This is a genomic window from Priestia sp. FW507-14D1A (assembly GCF_058781295.1).
In genome coordinates this window covers 60640-77109 of sequence record NZ_JBYSWQ010000001.1, presented here as the reverse complement: position 1 = coordinate 77109, position 16470 = coordinate 60640, and the positions used below count along the sequence as shown (strand labels likewise).

The window sequence follows — 16470 nt, the reverse complement described above, 5'->3', positions numbered from 1 at the left end:
TATTATCTGATTTTATTGAAAAGGACCAATTTGAGTTAAATTCATATTTAACCTCTTTACTTGAAACGACAAGTGAAAAGAAAGAAAATCAAAGTTGATGAATTAAAAACATAAAGGGCTACTTTCCATGTGGAAAGTAGTTTTTTCATTTGTGAACTTGATATATTGGACAACGAGGTGAGAAAGATGAACAAAAGAGACGTGGTTTCGAGAAGTATTTTAACAAAAGCGACCGGCTTTTTGGCATCTGGTTATACTCATAGTTTAAATCCGTATGCCGGATGTGCATTTTCCTGCAAATTTTGCTACGTGCGAGAGCTGCCAATTCAGCGTTTTAAAGAGATGGAGTGGGGGACATGGCTAGAGCTGAAGGTCAACGCAGCTGAAGTCTATCAAAAAGAAATACAAAAACTGCGAAAAAAAGAGCAGCCGGTGCGCATCTTTATGTCTTCAGCGACAGATCCCTATCAGCCTGCTGAGCGTAAAGCAGGCATCACACGTGCCCTTTTAGAAACGATGATCCATCATCCACCTGATTTTTTATTGATTCAAACAAGGTCGCCCCTTGTGACGAGGGATATCGATTTGCTTTTACAGCTTCAAAAAGTATGTGATCTTCGCGTATCGATGACTGTTGAAACGGACCGAGAAGATGTAAAACAAATTTTTTCTCCTTATGCTCCGGGGATGAAACTTCGTATGAACGCGTTAAAAAAAGTAAAAGAAAGCGGAATTTCAACGCAAGGAACCATTGCTCCAATGCTTCCTTTCACGCCTGAATTCCCTAAAAAAATAGAAGGAATGATGGACCGAATTTGCATTGATACCTTGTACTTAGGAGACGGTTCCTTAGGTAAAACGTCTAAAAGGCTAGGGATGCCGGAATTATTTGAGAAGTACGGTTTCCTAGACTGGTATGATAAAGACATTCATGTCAAAGCCATTCGTTATTTTGAAAAATTTTATCCTTCTTCGATGATTTATCTTTCTCAAGAGGGATTTGCCCCGTAAAAAAAGAAGGGCTAGAAGAGCCCTTCTTTTTTGTATTAGTTTTTATACGTATCAAACATGTTTGTATCGTCAGGTACGTTTTCTAAGTAGCTGATTTTTCCGCTGTCATCTAGCTTAGCAATATCTTTTCCCATTTGAGTAAAGACGCTGCCAGATGCACGTTTTCCGCACACTGCCCAAGGCGTTTCAAACTTATCTGTACCTTCAACTGCTTTCCAGCCTTCGAACATATGCTTAATATCAGCGTTTTCTTTAAACACCATTTTCACAAACAGCTTCCAGTTTTCAATGCCTTGCTTTTCGTGGCCGTTTAAGACAAATACGATATCGTCTGAAAAAAGCCCTACTAATTCTTCAAATGCTTGTTCGCTTGTACGTGATTGATCGAATAAATCAAAATATCTATTTAAGTTCTCCATGATGATCTCCTTTGGGTGCTACAGCACCATTTTTTCTTCTACTGTTGCTTTTAACATGTCCAGGTTTTCTTTCGGACATTTTTTGTTAATTTCATTTGTGAGCGTAGCAATGGTTTGCCGTTTTAAGATAGACTGCCACGAAGATTCAGCTTCTTCCATTAAATCGGATAATAAGCAAATATCTTTGTCTTTTAAGTTAAGCATGTCGTGAAAAATACCGCTTGATGAGTAAAGAGACTGCTTACCTTCAATGGCTACGTATACGTCATAAATACGAATTTTTTCCGGCGTTTTTTTTAAGCGAAATCCACCTTTGCTACCAGGAACGGAAGCAAGTAAATCAGCGCTAACCAGCTTGCGAAGAAGCTTTTGAAAATACGTAGGCGAGCCCCCAAGCTGAGTGCTGATGACATCTCCTGGCAACACAGCTTTTTCAGGTAAAAACGTAAGAAGCAAAATGGCATATACCGATTGCTCAACGCCTGTTTTCATATGCAAAAACATCATCTCCTGCTTTATGTGTACAACGTGGATAATCATTATCCACGTTTAGGTTATCATACCGCTTATGAATCAAAAAGTAAAGCAGTTACTTAATATGCACGCGATATTCGTGTATACTGTGAAAGAAGCAGCAACAAAATACGGAGATGAGAGAATGACAACTATTGCAGATATCGCTCGGCTTGCAGGAGTAGCAAAAAGCACTGTATCCCGCTACCTTAACGGAGGGTCTGTGAGCGATGCGACAAAACGAAAAATCGAAGAGATTATTAAAGAAACAAACTATAGCCCAAATGCGTTTGCTCAAAGCTTAAAAGCAAAAAAAACAAACATCATTGGTGTAATTGTTCCGCGCATGGGTTCTTTTGCGACTTCTCGCACATTAGATGGTATTGACCAAGAACTTAGAGACCACCACTATCAAATGATTATTTCCAATTCTAATCAAGATTTAGAAAGAGAAATCGAAAATATCTATACGCTGGCTAAGCAGAAGGTAGCAGGTATTATTCTTCTTGCCGTTCAAATCACAAAAGCTCATTTGGAAGCGTTCCGCACAATTTCAATTCCCGTTTTGTTAATTGGACAGCAGCATGAAGAAGTCCATAGTTTAATTCACCAAGACTACGAGGCTGCATGCGACATTGGAAGGTACATAGGAGAAAAAGGACATAAAAAAATCGCTTTTTTAGGAGTAACCGAAAAAGACATAGCTGTAGGTGTAAAGCGAAAAGAAGGCGTAAAGGAAGGTCTTAAAGACAGAGACTGCGAGATCCGCTGTTATCAAACAAGCTTTAGCATGAGCGATGCAATCGGGGCCGCTACGGCTGTGATGAAAGAATTTAATCCGTCCATCATTGTATGTGCGACCGATAACATTGCGCTTGGCACATTAAAGGCAGCTTATTTAAACGGACTGCGCGTTCCGCAAGATGTATCCATTACCGGCTTTGGAGGCTACGAAATTACAGGTGTGATTCATCCTAGCTTAACAACCGTAAAATATTACTATAAAGAAGCGGGACAAATGGGGGCACAGCGAATTATTAAGCTAGTCAACGGAGAAGAAGTCGAAAAGCTTACACTTTCTAACTATGAATTGATTGAAAGAGAAAGCGTTGACAATCGCTTTGCATAAAAAAACGATTGACAGAATGTAGGAGATGCTATAGTATAAGTGGTGTAAATACAAACAAATAATTGAACGTATCTCCTAAAGGGGAGTAGCTTTAACAGCAAAGTCGTCATTACAGAGATTATCTCTCGGCTTTGTTGGCGACATTATGTTGTTAGCAAGACCTTTACCGCTTATTTGGTAAGGGTCTTTTTTGTATTCAATTATAAAAAGGGAGGAAAAGGCTCGGACATTTAGAGGAGAAACGTTACATAAAAAGAGAAGGTGGAGGTAACTATGGAGGAACTAATTGGCGTATCAGTGCAAGGTTTGCTGCAAATTATTTTTCTTGATTTAATTTTAAGCGGGGATAACGCAATTGTTATTGCAATGGCGGCTCGTAACGTACCAAAAGATTTACAAAAAAGAGCGATTTTAATTGGAACAGGCGGCGCAATTGGTCTTCGATTATTATTTGCGGCTATTATTGTCCCTTTATTGAAAATTCCATTAATCGGAGCGGTCGGCGGTTTAATGCTAGTATGGATTGCATATAAATTATTAGCGGACAATCACGATCACGGCGACAATCCTAAAGGTGGAGCAACGGTATGGAGCGCGGTTAAAACGATCATTATTGCAGATGCGGTCATGTCATTAGATAACGTATTAGCTCTAGCAGGTGTAGCTCACGAATTTGTCCCGATTATGATTGGTGTATTAATTTCAATTCCGATTATTATTTGGGGAAGCAGCTTTATCATGAAAGCGATGGAAAAATTTCCGATTATCATTTACGCTGGAGCGGCGATGCTTGCATGGTCTGCTGGAAAAATGATTGTTGAAGATAAAATCATCGGCGGATTTGTTCCAAGTACAGCTTTACATCTCGCTGTTCAAGTTATCTTAACTATTGCAGTTGTAGGCATTGGGTACATGAAAAACAAAAAAATGAAAAAAGAACAAGCCCACGCAGCTTAAAAAAAGAGCGTACGGATGATCCGTACGCTCTTTTTTTTATGATTCGGGGTAGTGCATAAGCAAAAAAAAGCTTGCTTCTTCTTCAGAAGAATTGATATAGCTGTGAGAGGTATTTCCTGAAAAATGCAGAGCGTCTCCCGAGACTAATTCATGTTCTTCATTTTCAAAACGAACCGTTAATTCGCCTTCTTTAATAAGTAAGTATTCATCTCCTAAATGAGTTTTCGCTTCGTGCACGCATCCAGGCTTTAATGTGACGATGTAAATTTCAAACTTTTTTTCCGGATGATAAGGAAAAAAAGAATATACTAAGTAATCACCTTTGTTGTCCATGATGGGATCTAGCTGTTGTATGCTTACTTTCTGCACATCCGGGGTGTCTTCTTTCATAAATACAGAAAAAGAGACTTGAAGGCCGTTGGCAATTTTCCAAAGCGTGGTAACCGTGGGACTGGATTTACCTTTTTCAATTTGTGCAAGCATTGCTTTACTAACACCGGTTAATTCGGAAACTTGATCAAGCGTCAAATTTCGATTTTTTCGTAATTTAACAAGATTTTTAGCAATAATATCTTGAATCGCGTCCATTATTGTACTCCTTTAATTATTATAAAGATAGTATAACATACCGTTGTTTAATATAACGTATAGATGTATAATATAGCAGAAAAGGAGGGAGTACGGTGATTGCAGAAAAAGCAGTACAGCAAAGAGAAAAAGTGGACTTAACGTTCAGACAAGGGGCTAAGGATTGTATCCCTACGCTACTCGGTTACATAAGCATAGGGCTTGCGGCTGGGATCGTTGGAGTATCCTCGCATCTTTCCGTTATGGAAGTTGCTTTATTATCAGCGCTCGTGTATGCCGGGGCAGCACAGTTTATTATTTGTGCACTGATGGTTGCAAACAGCTCGATTTCAGCTATTATTCTCACAACATTTATTGTAAACTTACGACACTTTCTTTTGAGCGCTACGGTCGCGCCTGAATTTACAAAATATTCGTTATTAAAAAACGTCGGAATTGGAGCCCTTCTAACCGACGAATCATTTGGGGTGTCTTCAAGTAAAATTGCAAAAGGTGAGCCAATTAATGACCGCTGGATGAACGGATTAAATATAACGGCTTACGTCAGCTGGATTATCGCCTGTACGACAGGAGCTATTTTTGGCCATATGCTATCTAACCCGGAAGCCTTTGGGTTTGATTTTGCCTTAACAGCTATGTTTTTAGCTCTGCTTGTTTTACAAATCGAAAGCGTGTTACCTTCAAAGCTTAATCATTACTTACGTTTAATTCTTTATATGGCGATTATTATGATTGTGCTGTCTTTTTTCGTACCCTCACATGTGGCCGTATTGATTTCAACGATTATTGTAGCGACAATTGGGGTGGTGACGGATAAATGAGCATCCACTACCCAACACTCATCGTTATTTTAGGGTGTGCCCTTGTTACCGTAGTTCCTCGCATTGTTCCATTTTTAGTTGTACGTAACATCGCGCTGCCAGAACCCGTATTAAAATGGTTATCCTATATTCCTATTTGTATTTTAACTGCACTTGTTGTAGAAAACTTTATCATTCAAGCAAATGACAGCGTAAAGATTAACTGGCCCGTCATTATCGTAGTCATTCCAACCTTACTGATTGCCCTGAAAACAAAAAGTTTATCCTTCACCGTTATTAGCGGAGTTGGAATGATGGCGCTGCTTCGTTTTTTTCTTTTATCATGAAAGCTCAAGTTATGCTCTTGAGCTTTTTTACTGTCTCCTTTACGCACGCTTTTTCATATAGTATGATAAGAGTGTAAATTAGAAGCCAATGAAAACTAAAATATAGATGAGGTGCTTTTATGAGCGGAGTAGTATCTAAATAGGAACAATTGAATGAAATAAATTAAATAAGCAAGACGGGTATTTTTTGGAGAATGAAGGTACCCTTTATTTGCTTATGGATTTATTTCACTGCCTATGAAGATACCTACAATGCTTTATAAAGGGTTCGGCATTTGTCGCGAAAGAGGCGTCTGTTTTTACAGAGCTTTCTTTCGTGATATGTGTTTAGACACCTTATGAACGCAAAAAGCTGTGGGATCACCACAGCTTTTTTTGTTTACCTTTTTCATTGCCTTCTAATAAATAGGTATCTTCATATGTGAAGAAAAATCATAGTGAGGAGAAAAACCATGAATACGATGACATTTGAAAAATTACAGTATCAGGAATTAAAAGAAATCGTAAAATCTCACTGCGTAAGTGAGCTGGGAAAAAAATTAATGGATAAACTTCAGCCGAGCACATCTCTTAAAACAGTAAAAAACCGACTTAAAGAAACAACGGAAGCACGAAGACTTCTAGATGCTGAGAAATCACTTCCGCTATCAGGTGTCTCAGGTATAGGAAGAGTCATCGAAAAGCTTGAAAAAGGCATGATTTTAGAGCCCGAAGAGCTAATACGCGTATCCGATTTTTTAAAAGGCTGCAGAAAAGTAAAACAATATATGGTGGATAAAGAATTTTTTGCTTCGCTCTTAAGTTCCTATGCCCATTCGATGAAAGAACTGACAGGTATAGAAGAGGAAATTAATTTTGCGATCAAAGCCGGAAAAGTAGACGCTGAGGCAAGCAAAGAGCTCAAGCGTATCAGAAGACATATAGAAGGAACGGAAGCGAAGATTTCAGAACAGCTTGCGAAATTTTTACGAAACGGGAAAAACAAAGAGTATATTCAAGACTTCTTCATCAGTAAAAAAGGAGACCGCTATACGATTCCGATCAAGGCATCCTATAAAAATCATGTTGGAGGAACGATTGTTGAAACATCTTCTAAAGGGTCAACAGTGTTCATAGAGCCGGCATCTATTACAAAGCTGAATGCGGAACTAGCGACTTTGAAAGCAGAAGAAGAGGTAGAAGAATATCAAATTTTAGCGTTTTTAACAGGTTTAGTGTTAGAGAAGCTAGCTGATATTCATATTAATTTAGAGCTAATTAGCCAATACGACATGGTATTTGCCAAAGCAAAATACAGTAAACAGGCAGACGGAATCGAACCTAAAATTAATGATTATGGATATATTCATTTAAAAGGCGCACATCACCCGCTGTTAACTGGTAAAATTGTTCCGCTTCACTTCGAAATTGGCGAGAATTATCGAAGCTTAATTATTACCGGACCTAACGCAGGAGGAAAAACCGTTGTCTTAAAAACGATTGGGCTACTGACACTCGCTACAATGTTGGGATTTCATATTACAGCTGATGAAGGAACAGAAATTGCATTGTTTGAGCATATTTTTGTCGATATCGGCGACAACCAAAGTATTGAAAATGCGCTGAGCACCTTTTCTTCACACATGAAAAATATATCGGCTATTTTGCAAAAAGCAACGAACAATACGCTGCTCCTATTCGATGAAATTGGCAGCGGCACCGAACCGAATGAAGGAGCTGCACTTGCGATTGCGATTTTAGAAAAGTTTTATCATATGGGCTGCATAACGGTCGCGACTACGCATTACGGAGAAATTAAGCGTTTCTCAGAAATTCATCCTGACTTTATGAATGCCGCGATGCAGTTCAACAGTAAAACATTAGAACCGCTGTATCAGCTGTTAATTGGCACATCTGGAGAAAGCAATGCGCTTTGGATTTCAAAGAAGATGAAGGTAGAAGAAGAGATTTTACAAAAAGCAAAGTTCTATATGGAAAGCAAATTGTATGATACAGAAGTCGTCAGAAAAAATAAAATAAAAAAACCCACTATTTTGAAGGAACAGAAAAAAGACCGTGTTGAATACCAAATAGGAGATCGAGTCAAACTGTTAGATTATGAAAATCATGCGATTGTGTATAAGTCTAAAGACAACACAAACAATATAGTCGTACTCTATCAGAATGAGTTAATTGAAGTAAACGTTAAGCGAGTAGCTCTTGAAATCAAAGCTGCTGAATTATATCCCGAAGGTTATGACCTCAATTCGTTATTTATTAGCTATAAAGATCGAAAAGAACAGCATGATCTGCAGCGAGGATCAAAAAAAGCATTGCGAAAAATTGAAAAAGATATACGCGAAAATAGATAAAGCAGAAGCCCAGCACTTATAAGAAAGTGCTGGGTTTTGTTTTTATGCAGCTTCTTAAAAGTACATAGAACAAATCTCCAAATAAATTTTAAAAGAATTTACATTATTTTTATAGTTGTTTATTATTGTGGTTTTTTGTTGTTTTGGTATGATATAATACGAAATAGTTATAAAAACAATATAAACAACAACAATCAACATCTAAAACACTTTCATTTTGTTAAGTGTAAAAAACAGCCTCAGATATAAATGCACTCTTTATTTTTACCGCTTTCGTCCATCTTAGGAATTCTCTACGAATGAGAAAACTATTTATCAAAACATTGTAAATGGCAAATTAAATAACGAAAGGAAAGAGGAAAATGAAAAAAATCGAAGCTGTAGTATTTGACTGGGCTGGAACAATGATTGATTACGGGTGTTTTGCTCCGCTTGAGGCGTTTTTAGAGATATTTAAAAGACATAAGGTAGAAATTACAATTGAAGAAGCTAGAGAGCCAATGGGCATGCTGAAAATTGAACATATCCGAGCGCTTCTTAAGATGCCGCGTATTCAACGGGAATGGAAAAAGGCACACGGATCAAAGTCAACAGAACAAGATGTTGCAAAACTGAATGATGAATTTGAATCAAGTTTATTTTGTATATTAGAAGATTTCACCACGCCTATTCCTGGAGCTGTTGAGCTTTCAGAGCGTTTGCGAAATAGAAATATTAAAATAGGTTCTACGACGGGATATACGAAAAAAATGATGGAGATTGTTGCGCCAAAAGCAAAAGAAAAAGGATATTCACCGGACTGTTACTTCACAGCAGATGATGTAAAAGCAGGCAGGCCGTATCCATGGATGTGTTACCGTAATGCCATGGAGTTAGATGTCTTTCCTATGAATCGTATCATAAAAGTAGGAGACACCGTAACGGATATGCAAGAGGGAAAAAATGCCGGCATGTGGACAGTAGGCGTGATTTTAGGAAGCAGTGAGATGGGACTTTCTGAAGAAGCAGAAAAAAATATGGATCAAAAAGAATTAAAAATAAAAATGGAAGAAGTGCGAAGCCGTTTAGAAGAAGCCGGGGCAAATTTCGTAGTGGATCGCATATCTGACCTTGATCAAGTGATTAATCAATTGGAACAACAATAAAGAGGAGGATTATCATGAAAAATCCATATTTGCTTTTAACTCCAGGTCCATTATCTACGACAGCTTCGGTTCGCGAAACGATGCTGAAAGATTGGTGTACATGGGATGATGAATATAATAATCTGGTCCAAGATATAAGAAAGCGCTTAGTCAAGCTGGCAACGGCGTCTTCTTTATACACTGCTGTGTTAATGCAGGGAAGCGGCACGTTTTGTGTAGAAGCAGTCATCGGAACGCTCGTACCGAGAGACGAGGGGAAAATCCTGATAGCCGCAAATGGAGCTTACGGCTTAAGAATGGTTCATATGTGTGAAGCAATCGGAATTAATAACACTGTATATAAAGTAAATGAAACTGAGTCTTTTGATACAGATGTGATTGAACGAATGCTTCAAGAAGACGAAGACATCACTCATGTAGCTGTCGTTCACTGTGAAACGACAACAGGAATTTTAAATCCTATTGAAGAAGTATGTTGTATTGCTAAGCGCTATAATAAAATGACCATTGTAGACGCCATGAGCAGTTTTGGCGGTATACCCATGGATATAGAGCAGCTGCAGATTGATTTACTTATCAGCAGTTCGAATAAATGCATTCAAGGCGTTCCTGGATTCGGATTTGTCATTGCTAAAACAGATGAGCTTGAAAAATGTAAAGGAAATGCCCGTTCCCTTTCACTCGACCTTTATGATCAATATAAAACGATGGAAAAGGATAAAGGGAAATGGCGCTTTACCTCCCCAACTCATGTGGTCCGGGCATTTTATCAGGCGCTACTCGAACTTGAAGAAGAAGGGGGAGTCCAAGGTCGCTTTAAGCGGTATCGAGAAAATCAGCACTTGCTAGTGACAGGGATGAGGAGGCTAGGGTTTAATACGCTGCTGCAATCAAAACAGCAGTCACCTATTATTACATCCTTTCTTTACCCTACCTATTCTTTTTTTACATTTCAAGGATTTTATCATTCTTTAAAAAAACAAGGTTTTGTCATTTATCCAGGAAAAGTTTCTCAAGTGGACACCTTTAGAATTGGAAACATTGGAGACGTACATAAACAAGATATCGAAAGATTGCTAGAAGCGATTCATTCGACAGTGAAGAGGAAGGAGATTCAGCAATGAACGTGTTTAGGCGGTGCCGCTAAAATTTCTCGCGAATCAGTATAAAATTTAGCGTAATACTATCTTTCAAGAGTTAAAGAAGCAAGGTCTGCATGAAAAAAGAAAATATAATCTTTACATGAGCAAATTTTTTCGTAAAGTTAGGAGTGCAATAATATGTCTTTATTGGCAGAACAACGTAAAAAAACAATTTTAGATATGATTGAATATCAAGGGCAAGTCAAAGTAAACGAATTAGCACACGCTTTTGATGTATCGACTGAGACTATTCGCCGTTATCTAGAAGAATTAGAAGAAGAAAAAAAGTTAAAAAAAGTGTATGGGGGGGCTGTGAAAATAGAGACAGAAATTGCTGAGCCGCCTATGTTTGAGCGAGAAGTCATCAGAAGAAAAGAAAAGAAAAAAATAGGGAGTAAAGCAGCTAAGTTGATAGAAGAAGGCAACGTTATTTTTATAGATGAAGGCAGCACGACCATGCAAATGGTTTCGTCACTTGTCAATATTACTAATATAACGGTTATTACAAATTCCTTTCCTCTTGTGACTATGCTAATCGACAACCAAAACAAGCAAGTTTTCAGCGGAGAAGTTATTTTTCTAGGAGGTCATGTAAGAAGCAAACATTTTCGGGCTTCTGGATCCCTAGCAGAAAGAGCTGCAAAAGAATTTTATGTAGATAAAGCCTTTATTTCAATTGACGGTCTTCATCCCGAAGCTGGGATTACAAGCTTTGATTTAGAAAAGTGCCTGCTGTCTAAAGTCTTCATTGCTAATGCAAACCAGACCATTGTATTGGCTGATCATTCCAAACTAGAAGTGAAGGCGAACTACAAAATAGATTCTTTAAAGCACATTGATTATATTTTATGCACTGCTTCTCTTCCGGAAACTTGGGGAGATTTGGACGCAAGCTGGATTAAATGTTAAAAATAACAAAAGGGGAATGTTTTATAAACATTCCCCTTTTGTTAAGTACTTAAAAGGTAAGGAGGTTTTTTTAGCTATATTAATAATCTATAGGTACAAAAAAACACCTTTCACCGCTCTAATGTACCTGAGAGACGCGTTTAATAAATTATTCGTTTGTCGGAACGGGAAGACTCTTGAGGGTTGTAAAACAAAAAGCCATTTTTTTCGCAAAATGTAAAGGAGGCTCTACAGATTGAATATGAAGATACATAAGGACCGGTTCTGTAAAAAGCCAATGGTTATGCAAAGCGCTTACGATAAGACCTTGCCGCGCAGCAGCTTCTGTAAAACGGGGGATTTCTTCTTGTAAAATAGCAATCTCAGCCAAGTTTAACGCGTTTCCCTGTGCGTCTATCGCTTCAAATGATACACCAACAGGAACAACAGAGCTGCTTTTCCGCCCTTGAACATGAGCTTGAAAGCTTCTTTTAAGCGACACTGAGCATCCTGTTGAACTAACTTTGCTTTTAGCGTTTAAAATCTGGCCAAACTGCTGACAAATTTCACTTGTAGTATACATATAAGCTCCTGCCTTTCTTCTATACTCTTAGTAAGCTTTATGACATCAGAGCTTCACTTATGCAAACAGTGTTCTTATAAAAAAATCCACTTCACGATGAAGAGGATTTTTTTATTATTCAGCATGCGATGAACGTTCGTTTAACAAATTTTCATAAAAACGGGCAAGTGAAGCAGAAAGGTATGGAATAGACCATAAAAAGCCGATTCCTAGTGTAATAATACTTAATAAAAACCAGCCAAGAAAGCTTAGCAGCAGCAGGAAGTACTGTCCTTTATAGCCATTCATCAACCTGCGGCTTTCTGTAATAGCTTGATTCATCGAGTAAGTAGGGTTGTCTTTACAAATATAGTACGTTTGTGAATATGCCAGTGCTTTGATAATTCCAGGAATCAGTAAAAGCAGTGACCACAGCATCACATAAAGAGTCATAAGTACATAAATCCCTAGTGACTTGACATAAAGACCGAAGTCTTGGAATGTTTTAAACAAATGTCCCAATCGGACAGATTCACCTCGCGCCAAACCTAAAAATGCCCAGTAGTTCGCCATGAGAAGAGGCGAAAAGACAATGGCAAAGGCAGTTGAAATCCATGACGCCGAATCAGATTCATCTTTCATCCAATTGTCATAGCCGCCGCTTGCCACAATTTCAAATGGAATAGGCAGAAGCGTATATACTCCGTACGTCACCACCGTCAGTAGAATCGCAAGTCCCCAGCGATTCTTTAAAGAAGCTTTAGCTTCTCTTTTAATCGTACCGATGTTCATGTTGTTCCTCCTTTAATGTTGCAAAACAGTATCTTTTTGCTTGTATTAACATGTAAACCATGCACAATTGTTAATTTTGTATGAAATGAAAATAATAGTCAATAGGTTCTGAGATGAAAAGCAAAGCTCCTGCGAAAAATTTTTACTAGACAGATAGAAATCGCTAAATAGGTACAATCTGCTTTTGAAGAAGGAGGAGGTGCAAAAGCACTGTGTGCGATGCTTTATTTTAGTATGAAGTGAAACCCTCATGGAAAGACTTTCTAAGATAGGAGGGATTTCTATGTTTGAAATGATTAAAATGATGCAAGAAGTCTTAAATAAAAAGGAATTTTCTTATTGGGTTCATCAAGATCTTTTTAGTTTTCAATGGTGGCTCATAGTGGTGATAAACGCTCTTTTTCTGCTGCTTTTTTACTTTTTTATTGATAGACAGCGTCTCTTTTTTATGCTTCTCGTTTTTTTTATCAGCTTTGACATAGTCGGTTTGGTAGATGAATTCGGGAAATTTTTTAACCTATGGTGCTATCCTCACCAGATGCTTCCGTTTACAGATCGCTTCAATACGGTTGACTTTGCTATTATTCCGGTAAGTATCGCGCTTGTCTATCAATTTTTCAGCAAATGGAAATTTTTCCTTATCGCACATATCGTTACGTCTGCTGTTATTGCTTTTATAGGTATTCCGGTATTTAGAGCGCTGCATTTATATGAATTGCTGAACTGGACAATTTTTTATTCTTTTCTCACAGTATTTATCATAGGAATTGTGGTGAAAATCATTAGCGATTGGATGGCAGGTAAGAATAGACGCTATAGAATCAGCTGAACAAACCATACTTATATCTATACGGGATATGAGTATGGTTTGTTTGTATGAAAATAACGCGTTATTTCTTTATAATAGGCGTAAGAGGAGATGAATAAAAAATGGAGAACGCTACCCAAATATTTTATGAATTAGAATGCATGCACTTAAAATCAGAAGTACGAACCTCTGCTAAAGAGCTTTCAAACATTCTTGCAGATGATTACGTGGAGTTTGGCAGCTCGGGCACGGTATGGAAACGAAAAGATTACAATAACAATCATGTACTTTCGCCAGATGTATTCGAAATCTCTCATTTTCATATAGACGTATTGTCTCCTGAATGCGTATTAACTACCTATCATCTTATGAACCATACGGCAAAAAAAAAGACGCTTCGCAGTTCTATTTGGCGAAAAAGAGAAGAAAAGTGGCGTTTGTTTTTCCATCAAGGCACCGCCACAAACGGTGATCAATAAATAAGATTATTCGGTTATTATTATACTTTCCCTCTATTTGATGCTATGATGAAAGTATATTTTGACGTAAGGGATGTTTTGAGATGAGCAAAAATAACGTAAAAAAAGAAGTGTTTTCATGGATTAAGTCCATTGTTATTGCATTGGTTATTGTAGTGGGAGTTCGTCATTTTTTATTTGCGCCAACTACAGTTCACGGTGAATCGATGTATCCAACGTTTGAAGATTCAAACCGCGTTATTTTAAATAAAATCAGTGATGTTGATCGCTTTGATATGATTGTATTTCATGCACCGGATGCAGATGAAAATTATATTAAACGTGTAATTGGACTGCCAGGAGATACGGTAGAAATGAAAAACGACGTTCTATATATTAACGGTAAAGCTTATAAAGAGCCGTATTTAAAAGAATCTAAAAAATCTCTTGCACCTAATGAAAAATTCACGGAAGATTTTACGCTTCAAACGCTGCCTGCAACTGATGGCAAAGTGAAGGTACCGAAAAATTCACTGTTTGTAATGGGGGACAACCGTCCTGTAAGTCATGATGGACGAGCATTTGGCTTCATTCCACAAAAATCAGTTATCGGAAAAGTGCAGTTTCGCTACTATCCGTTAAATGAAGTAGGCGAACCGAAATAAAAAAAGGAAAAAAGGCTGGCGGAATTTAATTCGCCAGTCTTTTTTATTGGGTTAAAAGAACTGATTTAAAAAAACGATTTGCTTTATGCATGTTAAACATCTTCTAAGAAATCAGTAAATTAGACCTTGTTTTTTTCTTTGTTTAGGAAATCATAAGGGTGTTTAAAAAGGGACTTCTAGGTGCCTATGTTACTTCAAAGTAAGAGATAGTACTGATAGGTAAGGAGTTTTTATGGGTATACAGATATATGAAGATAAAGAAACAAGGATTTTGGAAAGGAGCAGGTCAGCATGAAAAACGTATTAATCATTAATGGACACGAGTATTATAAAAAATCAAAAGGAGAGTTAAATCAAACGATTTTTAACGAAATGCAGCATTTACTCACTGATCAATTTGACATTAAAACAACGGTGGTTGATCAAGGCTACGAAGTAGAAGAAGAAATTGAAAAGTGGCTATGGGCTGATGTTGTGATTATGCAGACGCCTATTTACTGGTTCAGCATTCCCGGAAAGTTTAAGCAATATATTGATCGCGTGTATATGGATAACATTTTCTTTAAAGGTTCCAATCAATACGGGCGAGGCGGCTTATTAACGGGGAAAAAATACATGTTTTCTCTCACATGGAATGCGCCGGAAGCTATTTTCGACAATGACGAAGCTTTCTATGAAGGAAAAAGTTTAGACGAAGCCATTATGCATTTGCATAAAATGAATCAGTACGTCGGTATGAGTCCACTTCCAACTTACTCTATTCATGACGTAGTCAAACATCCAAACATTGATCACTACAAGCATAAATTAGAAAATCATGTAGCAGAAGTATTTGGAATAGGAGAGCATCAATAAGAGTATAGCCGTTCGTTTTCTAAGAGTATCCTTAGATTTTACAGCTAGTAAAAGAAAAAAATATAAAAAAGCTGCTTTCTATCCATGTAATGGATAGAAAGCAGCTTTTTTACGTGACAGTTTCAAACTTCAGGGTGTGAGGTGGGATAGTTTGTGTTTACCCGTCTATATCTAAATAAAACAATCTAAATGATAATGAAGTAGAAATTATTTATTCCGTTTGTTTATAAATTGTTTAAATATAAGAAGAAGCAGTTTAGCTTTGGAAAATAAGGGAAGAAACATACTAACTTGCCTGTGTATATTTAGAAAAGGAGGGATAAAGATGTCGTTAGCTCATTTTGATGATATTTCAGAAATTTGCTATGCATGTGAAAAACAGCCTCTTGGGAAAAGACAAAAACGCATTGGCGTATGGACGGAAAAAGAAATGAGAAAGCCTGTTGAAGAGAGAGTAGAAAATCAAAAGGTGGTCGCACTTTCTCGTTAATGTAAAAAAGCCTTTAGCTCATCTAAAGGCTTTTTTACATATTGGCGTTTGGACATGTGTGAAGGGTCATAGAAGCAATCGTTATAAATCTTCTAGTCTTTGAACTTTTTTGCCTTCTATTTTATGCTGTTCCATCGTTTCTTTTAACTCTTTGTTCGCCGTTGTCATCGTTGTTTCATTTGTTACGCCCATAAATGACCAGCCGTGAGATTCAAGCCAGTACTTGAATTCCCGCAAAAACTCTTCCTGTGTTCCTCCCGTATGATAAAAAGCTCCTTGAATTGTAATAGCCGGTTTCTCCGTGTTATACGTCACATACATTTTATTTGCACACATCCAAATAGACCTCCTTTATTAATAAACAAACGTAAATTGACAAAGAAGCGCTGAATCATTCCTCAATAGTTACACTATTTCTCTATTTGACTGCTGTTTTCCTTTTTATCTCTGCGATTAATCATAATTAAATCAAGTTTTTTACAGAAAGAGGAATGTAAGTAAACAGATAAAAAGCTCGTTTCGCAATGAAATCGTCATATTTCTACATATT

General features: G+C 37.4%; 20 protein-coding genes. 14 read left to right on the top strand and 6 right to left on the bottom strand.

The window, feature by feature from the left end; translation table 11 throughout:
* Positions 1-186: 186 nt before the first annotated feature.
* Positions 187-1011: an SPL family radical SAM protein gene (locus AC3WJG_RS00465; RefSeq protein ID WP_337134144.1), complete on the top strand. Its 825-nt coding sequence runs from the start codon at positions 187-189 to the stop codon at positions 1009-1011.
* Between the two features lie 35 nt (positions 1012-1046).
* On the opposite strand, the gene AC3WJG_RS00460 is transcribed toward AC3WJG_RS00465, so the two are convergent.
* Together AC3WJG_RS00460 and AC3WJG_RS00455 are read right to left on the bottom strand one after the other, a co-directional pair.
* On the bottom strand, positions 1047-1430 hold the full coding sequence (locus AC3WJG_RS00460; protein ID WP_060745326.1) for a nuclear transport factor 2 family protein: 384 nt from the start codon (positions 1428-1430) through the stop codon (positions 1047-1049).
* Between the two features lie 18 nt (positions 1431-1448).
* A complete protein-coding gene (locus AC3WJG_RS00455; RefSeq protein ID WP_028409273.1) occupies positions 1449-1928 on the bottom strand; it encodes an RrF2 family transcriptional regulator in 480 nt (159 codons plus the stop codon).
* Positions 1929-2088: 160 nt separating this feature from the next.
* Here AC3WJG_RS00455 and AC3WJG_RS00450 point away from each other — a divergent pair, with 160 nt between their 5' ends.
* Together AC3WJG_RS00450 and AC3WJG_RS00445 are read left to right on the top strand one after the other, a co-directional pair.
* Positions 2089-3072, top strand: a complete 984-nt coding sequence (locus AC3WJG_RS00450) for a LacI family DNA-binding transcriptional regulator (RefSeq protein ID WP_028409272.1) — start codon at positions 2089-2091, stop codon at positions 3070-3072.
* Between the two features lie 273 nt (positions 3073-3345).
* On the top strand, positions 3346-4029 hold the full coding sequence (locus AC3WJG_RS00445) for a TerC family protein (protein WP_028409271.1): 684 nt from the start codon (positions 3346-3348) through the stop codon (positions 4027-4029).
* Positions 4030-4065: 36 nt separating this feature from the next.
* Here AC3WJG_RS00445 and AC3WJG_RS00440 read toward each other — a convergent pair whose 3' ends face one another.
* The gene (locus AC3WJG_RS00440; RefSeq protein ID WP_102813828.1) at positions 4066-4617 is read right to left on the bottom strand and encodes a helix-turn-helix domain-containing protein; all 552 of its coding nucleotides are present in this window, start codon (positions 4615-4617) and stop codon (positions 4066-4068) included.
* A gap of 95 nt (positions 4618-4712) precedes the next feature.
* Here AC3WJG_RS00440 and AC3WJG_RS00435 point away from each other — a divergent pair, with 95 nt between their 5' ends.
* The 6 genes from AC3WJG_RS00435 (at position 4713) to AC3WJG_RS00410 (ending at position 11311) form a co-directional block, all read left to right on the top strand.
* Positions 4713-5438, top strand: coding sequence for an AzlC family ABC transporter permease (locus AC3WJG_RS00435; protein WP_028409270.1), 726 nt, complete (start codon positions 4713-4715; stop codon positions 5436-5438).
* Positions 5435-5764 (top strand): AzlD domain-containing protein, encoded by a 330-nt coding sequence (locus AC3WJG_RS00430; RefSeq protein WP_337134142.1) that lies wholly within the window; start codon positions 5435-5437, stop codon positions 5762-5764. The genes AC3WJG_RS00435 and AC3WJG_RS00430 overlap by 4 nt, the downstream gene beginning before the upstream one ends.
* 452 nt (positions 5765-6216) lie before the next feature.
* Entirely contained in the window at positions 6217-8115 is a 1899-nt protein-coding gene (locus AC3WJG_RS00425; RefSeq protein ID WP_337134141.1) for an endonuclease MutS2, read from the top strand.
* Positions 8116-8477: 362 nt separating this feature from the next.
* Positions 8478-9260, top strand: a complete 783-nt coding sequence (gene phnX / locus AC3WJG_RS00420; RefSeq protein ID WP_102814034.1) for a phosphonoacetaldehyde hydrolase — start codon at positions 8478-8480, stop codon at positions 9258-9260.
* Positions 9261-9271: 11 nt separating this feature from the next.
* Complete coding sequence (phnW, locus tag AC3WJG_RS00415; protein WP_142382968.1) at positions 9272-10384, top strand: 2-aminoethylphosphonate--pyruvate transaminase; 1113 nt, start codon at positions 9272-9274, stop codon at positions 10382-10384.
* 156 nt (positions 10385-10540) lie between these two features.
* Positions 10541-11311, top strand: a complete 771-nt coding sequence (locus AC3WJG_RS00410; RefSeq protein WP_492587862.1) for a DeoR/GlpR family DNA-binding transcription regulator — start codon at positions 10541-10543, stop codon at positions 11309-11311.
* A gap of 148 nt (positions 11312-11459) precedes the next feature.
* Here the strand turns inward: AC3WJG_RS00410 and AC3WJG_RS00405 are convergent, their stop codons facing one another.
* On the bottom strand, positions 11460-11873 hold the full coding sequence (locus tag AC3WJG_RS00405; RefSeq protein WP_098332074.1) for a DUF1259 domain-containing protein: 414 nt from the start codon (positions 11871-11873) through the stop codon (positions 11460-11462).
* Between the two features lie 114 nt (positions 11874-11987).
* Positions 11988-12644, bottom strand: coding sequence for a DUF975 family protein (locus AC3WJG_RS00400; protein ID WP_043981401.1), 657 nt, complete (start codon positions 12642-12644; stop codon positions 11988-11990).
* 283 nt (positions 12645-12927) lie between these two features.
* Here AC3WJG_RS00400 and AC3WJG_RS00395 point away from each other — a divergent pair, with 283 nt between their 5' ends.
* From AC3WJG_RS00395 to AC3WJG_RS00375, 5 genes are all read left to right on the top strand, one after another.
* Positions 12928-13473 carry a CBO0543 family protein gene (locus tag AC3WJG_RS00395; protein WP_337134139.1) on the top strand — a complete coding sequence of 182 codons (546 nt, stop codon included), beginning with the start codon at positions 12928-12930 and terminating at the stop codon, positions 13471-13473.
* 101 nt (positions 13474-13574) lie between these two features.
* The gene (locus AC3WJG_RS00390; RefSeq protein WP_337134138.1) at positions 13575-13931 is read left to right on the top strand and encodes a nuclear transport factor 2 family protein; all 357 of its coding nucleotides are present in this window, start codon (positions 13575-13577) and stop codon (positions 13929-13931) included.
* Positions 13932-14014: 83 nt separating this feature from the next.
* Entirely contained in the window at positions 14015-14575 is a 561-nt protein-coding gene (gene lepB, locus AC3WJG_RS00385; RefSeq protein ID WP_025751067.1) for a signal peptidase I, read from the top strand.
* A gap of 291 nt (positions 14576-14866) precedes the next feature.
* Positions 14867-15430: an NAD(P)H-dependent oxidoreductase gene (locus AC3WJG_RS00380; protein ID WP_492587860.1), complete on the top strand. Its 564-nt coding sequence runs from the start codon at positions 14867-14869 to the stop codon at positions 15428-15430.
* 325 nt (positions 15431-15755) lie between these two features.
* Entirely contained in the window at positions 15756-15920 is a 165-nt protein-coding gene (locus AC3WJG_RS00375) for a hypothetical protein (protein WP_013057894.1), read from the top strand.
* An 81-nt stretch (positions 15921-16001) separates the two neighbouring features.
* Here the strand turns inward: AC3WJG_RS00375 and AC3WJG_RS00370 are convergent, their stop codons facing one another.
* Positions 16002-16256, bottom strand: a complete 255-nt coding sequence (locus tag AC3WJG_RS00370) for a hypothetical protein (protein WP_013057893.1) — start codon at positions 16254-16256, stop codon at positions 16002-16004.
* Between the last annotated feature and the right edge of the window lie 214 nt (positions 16257-16470).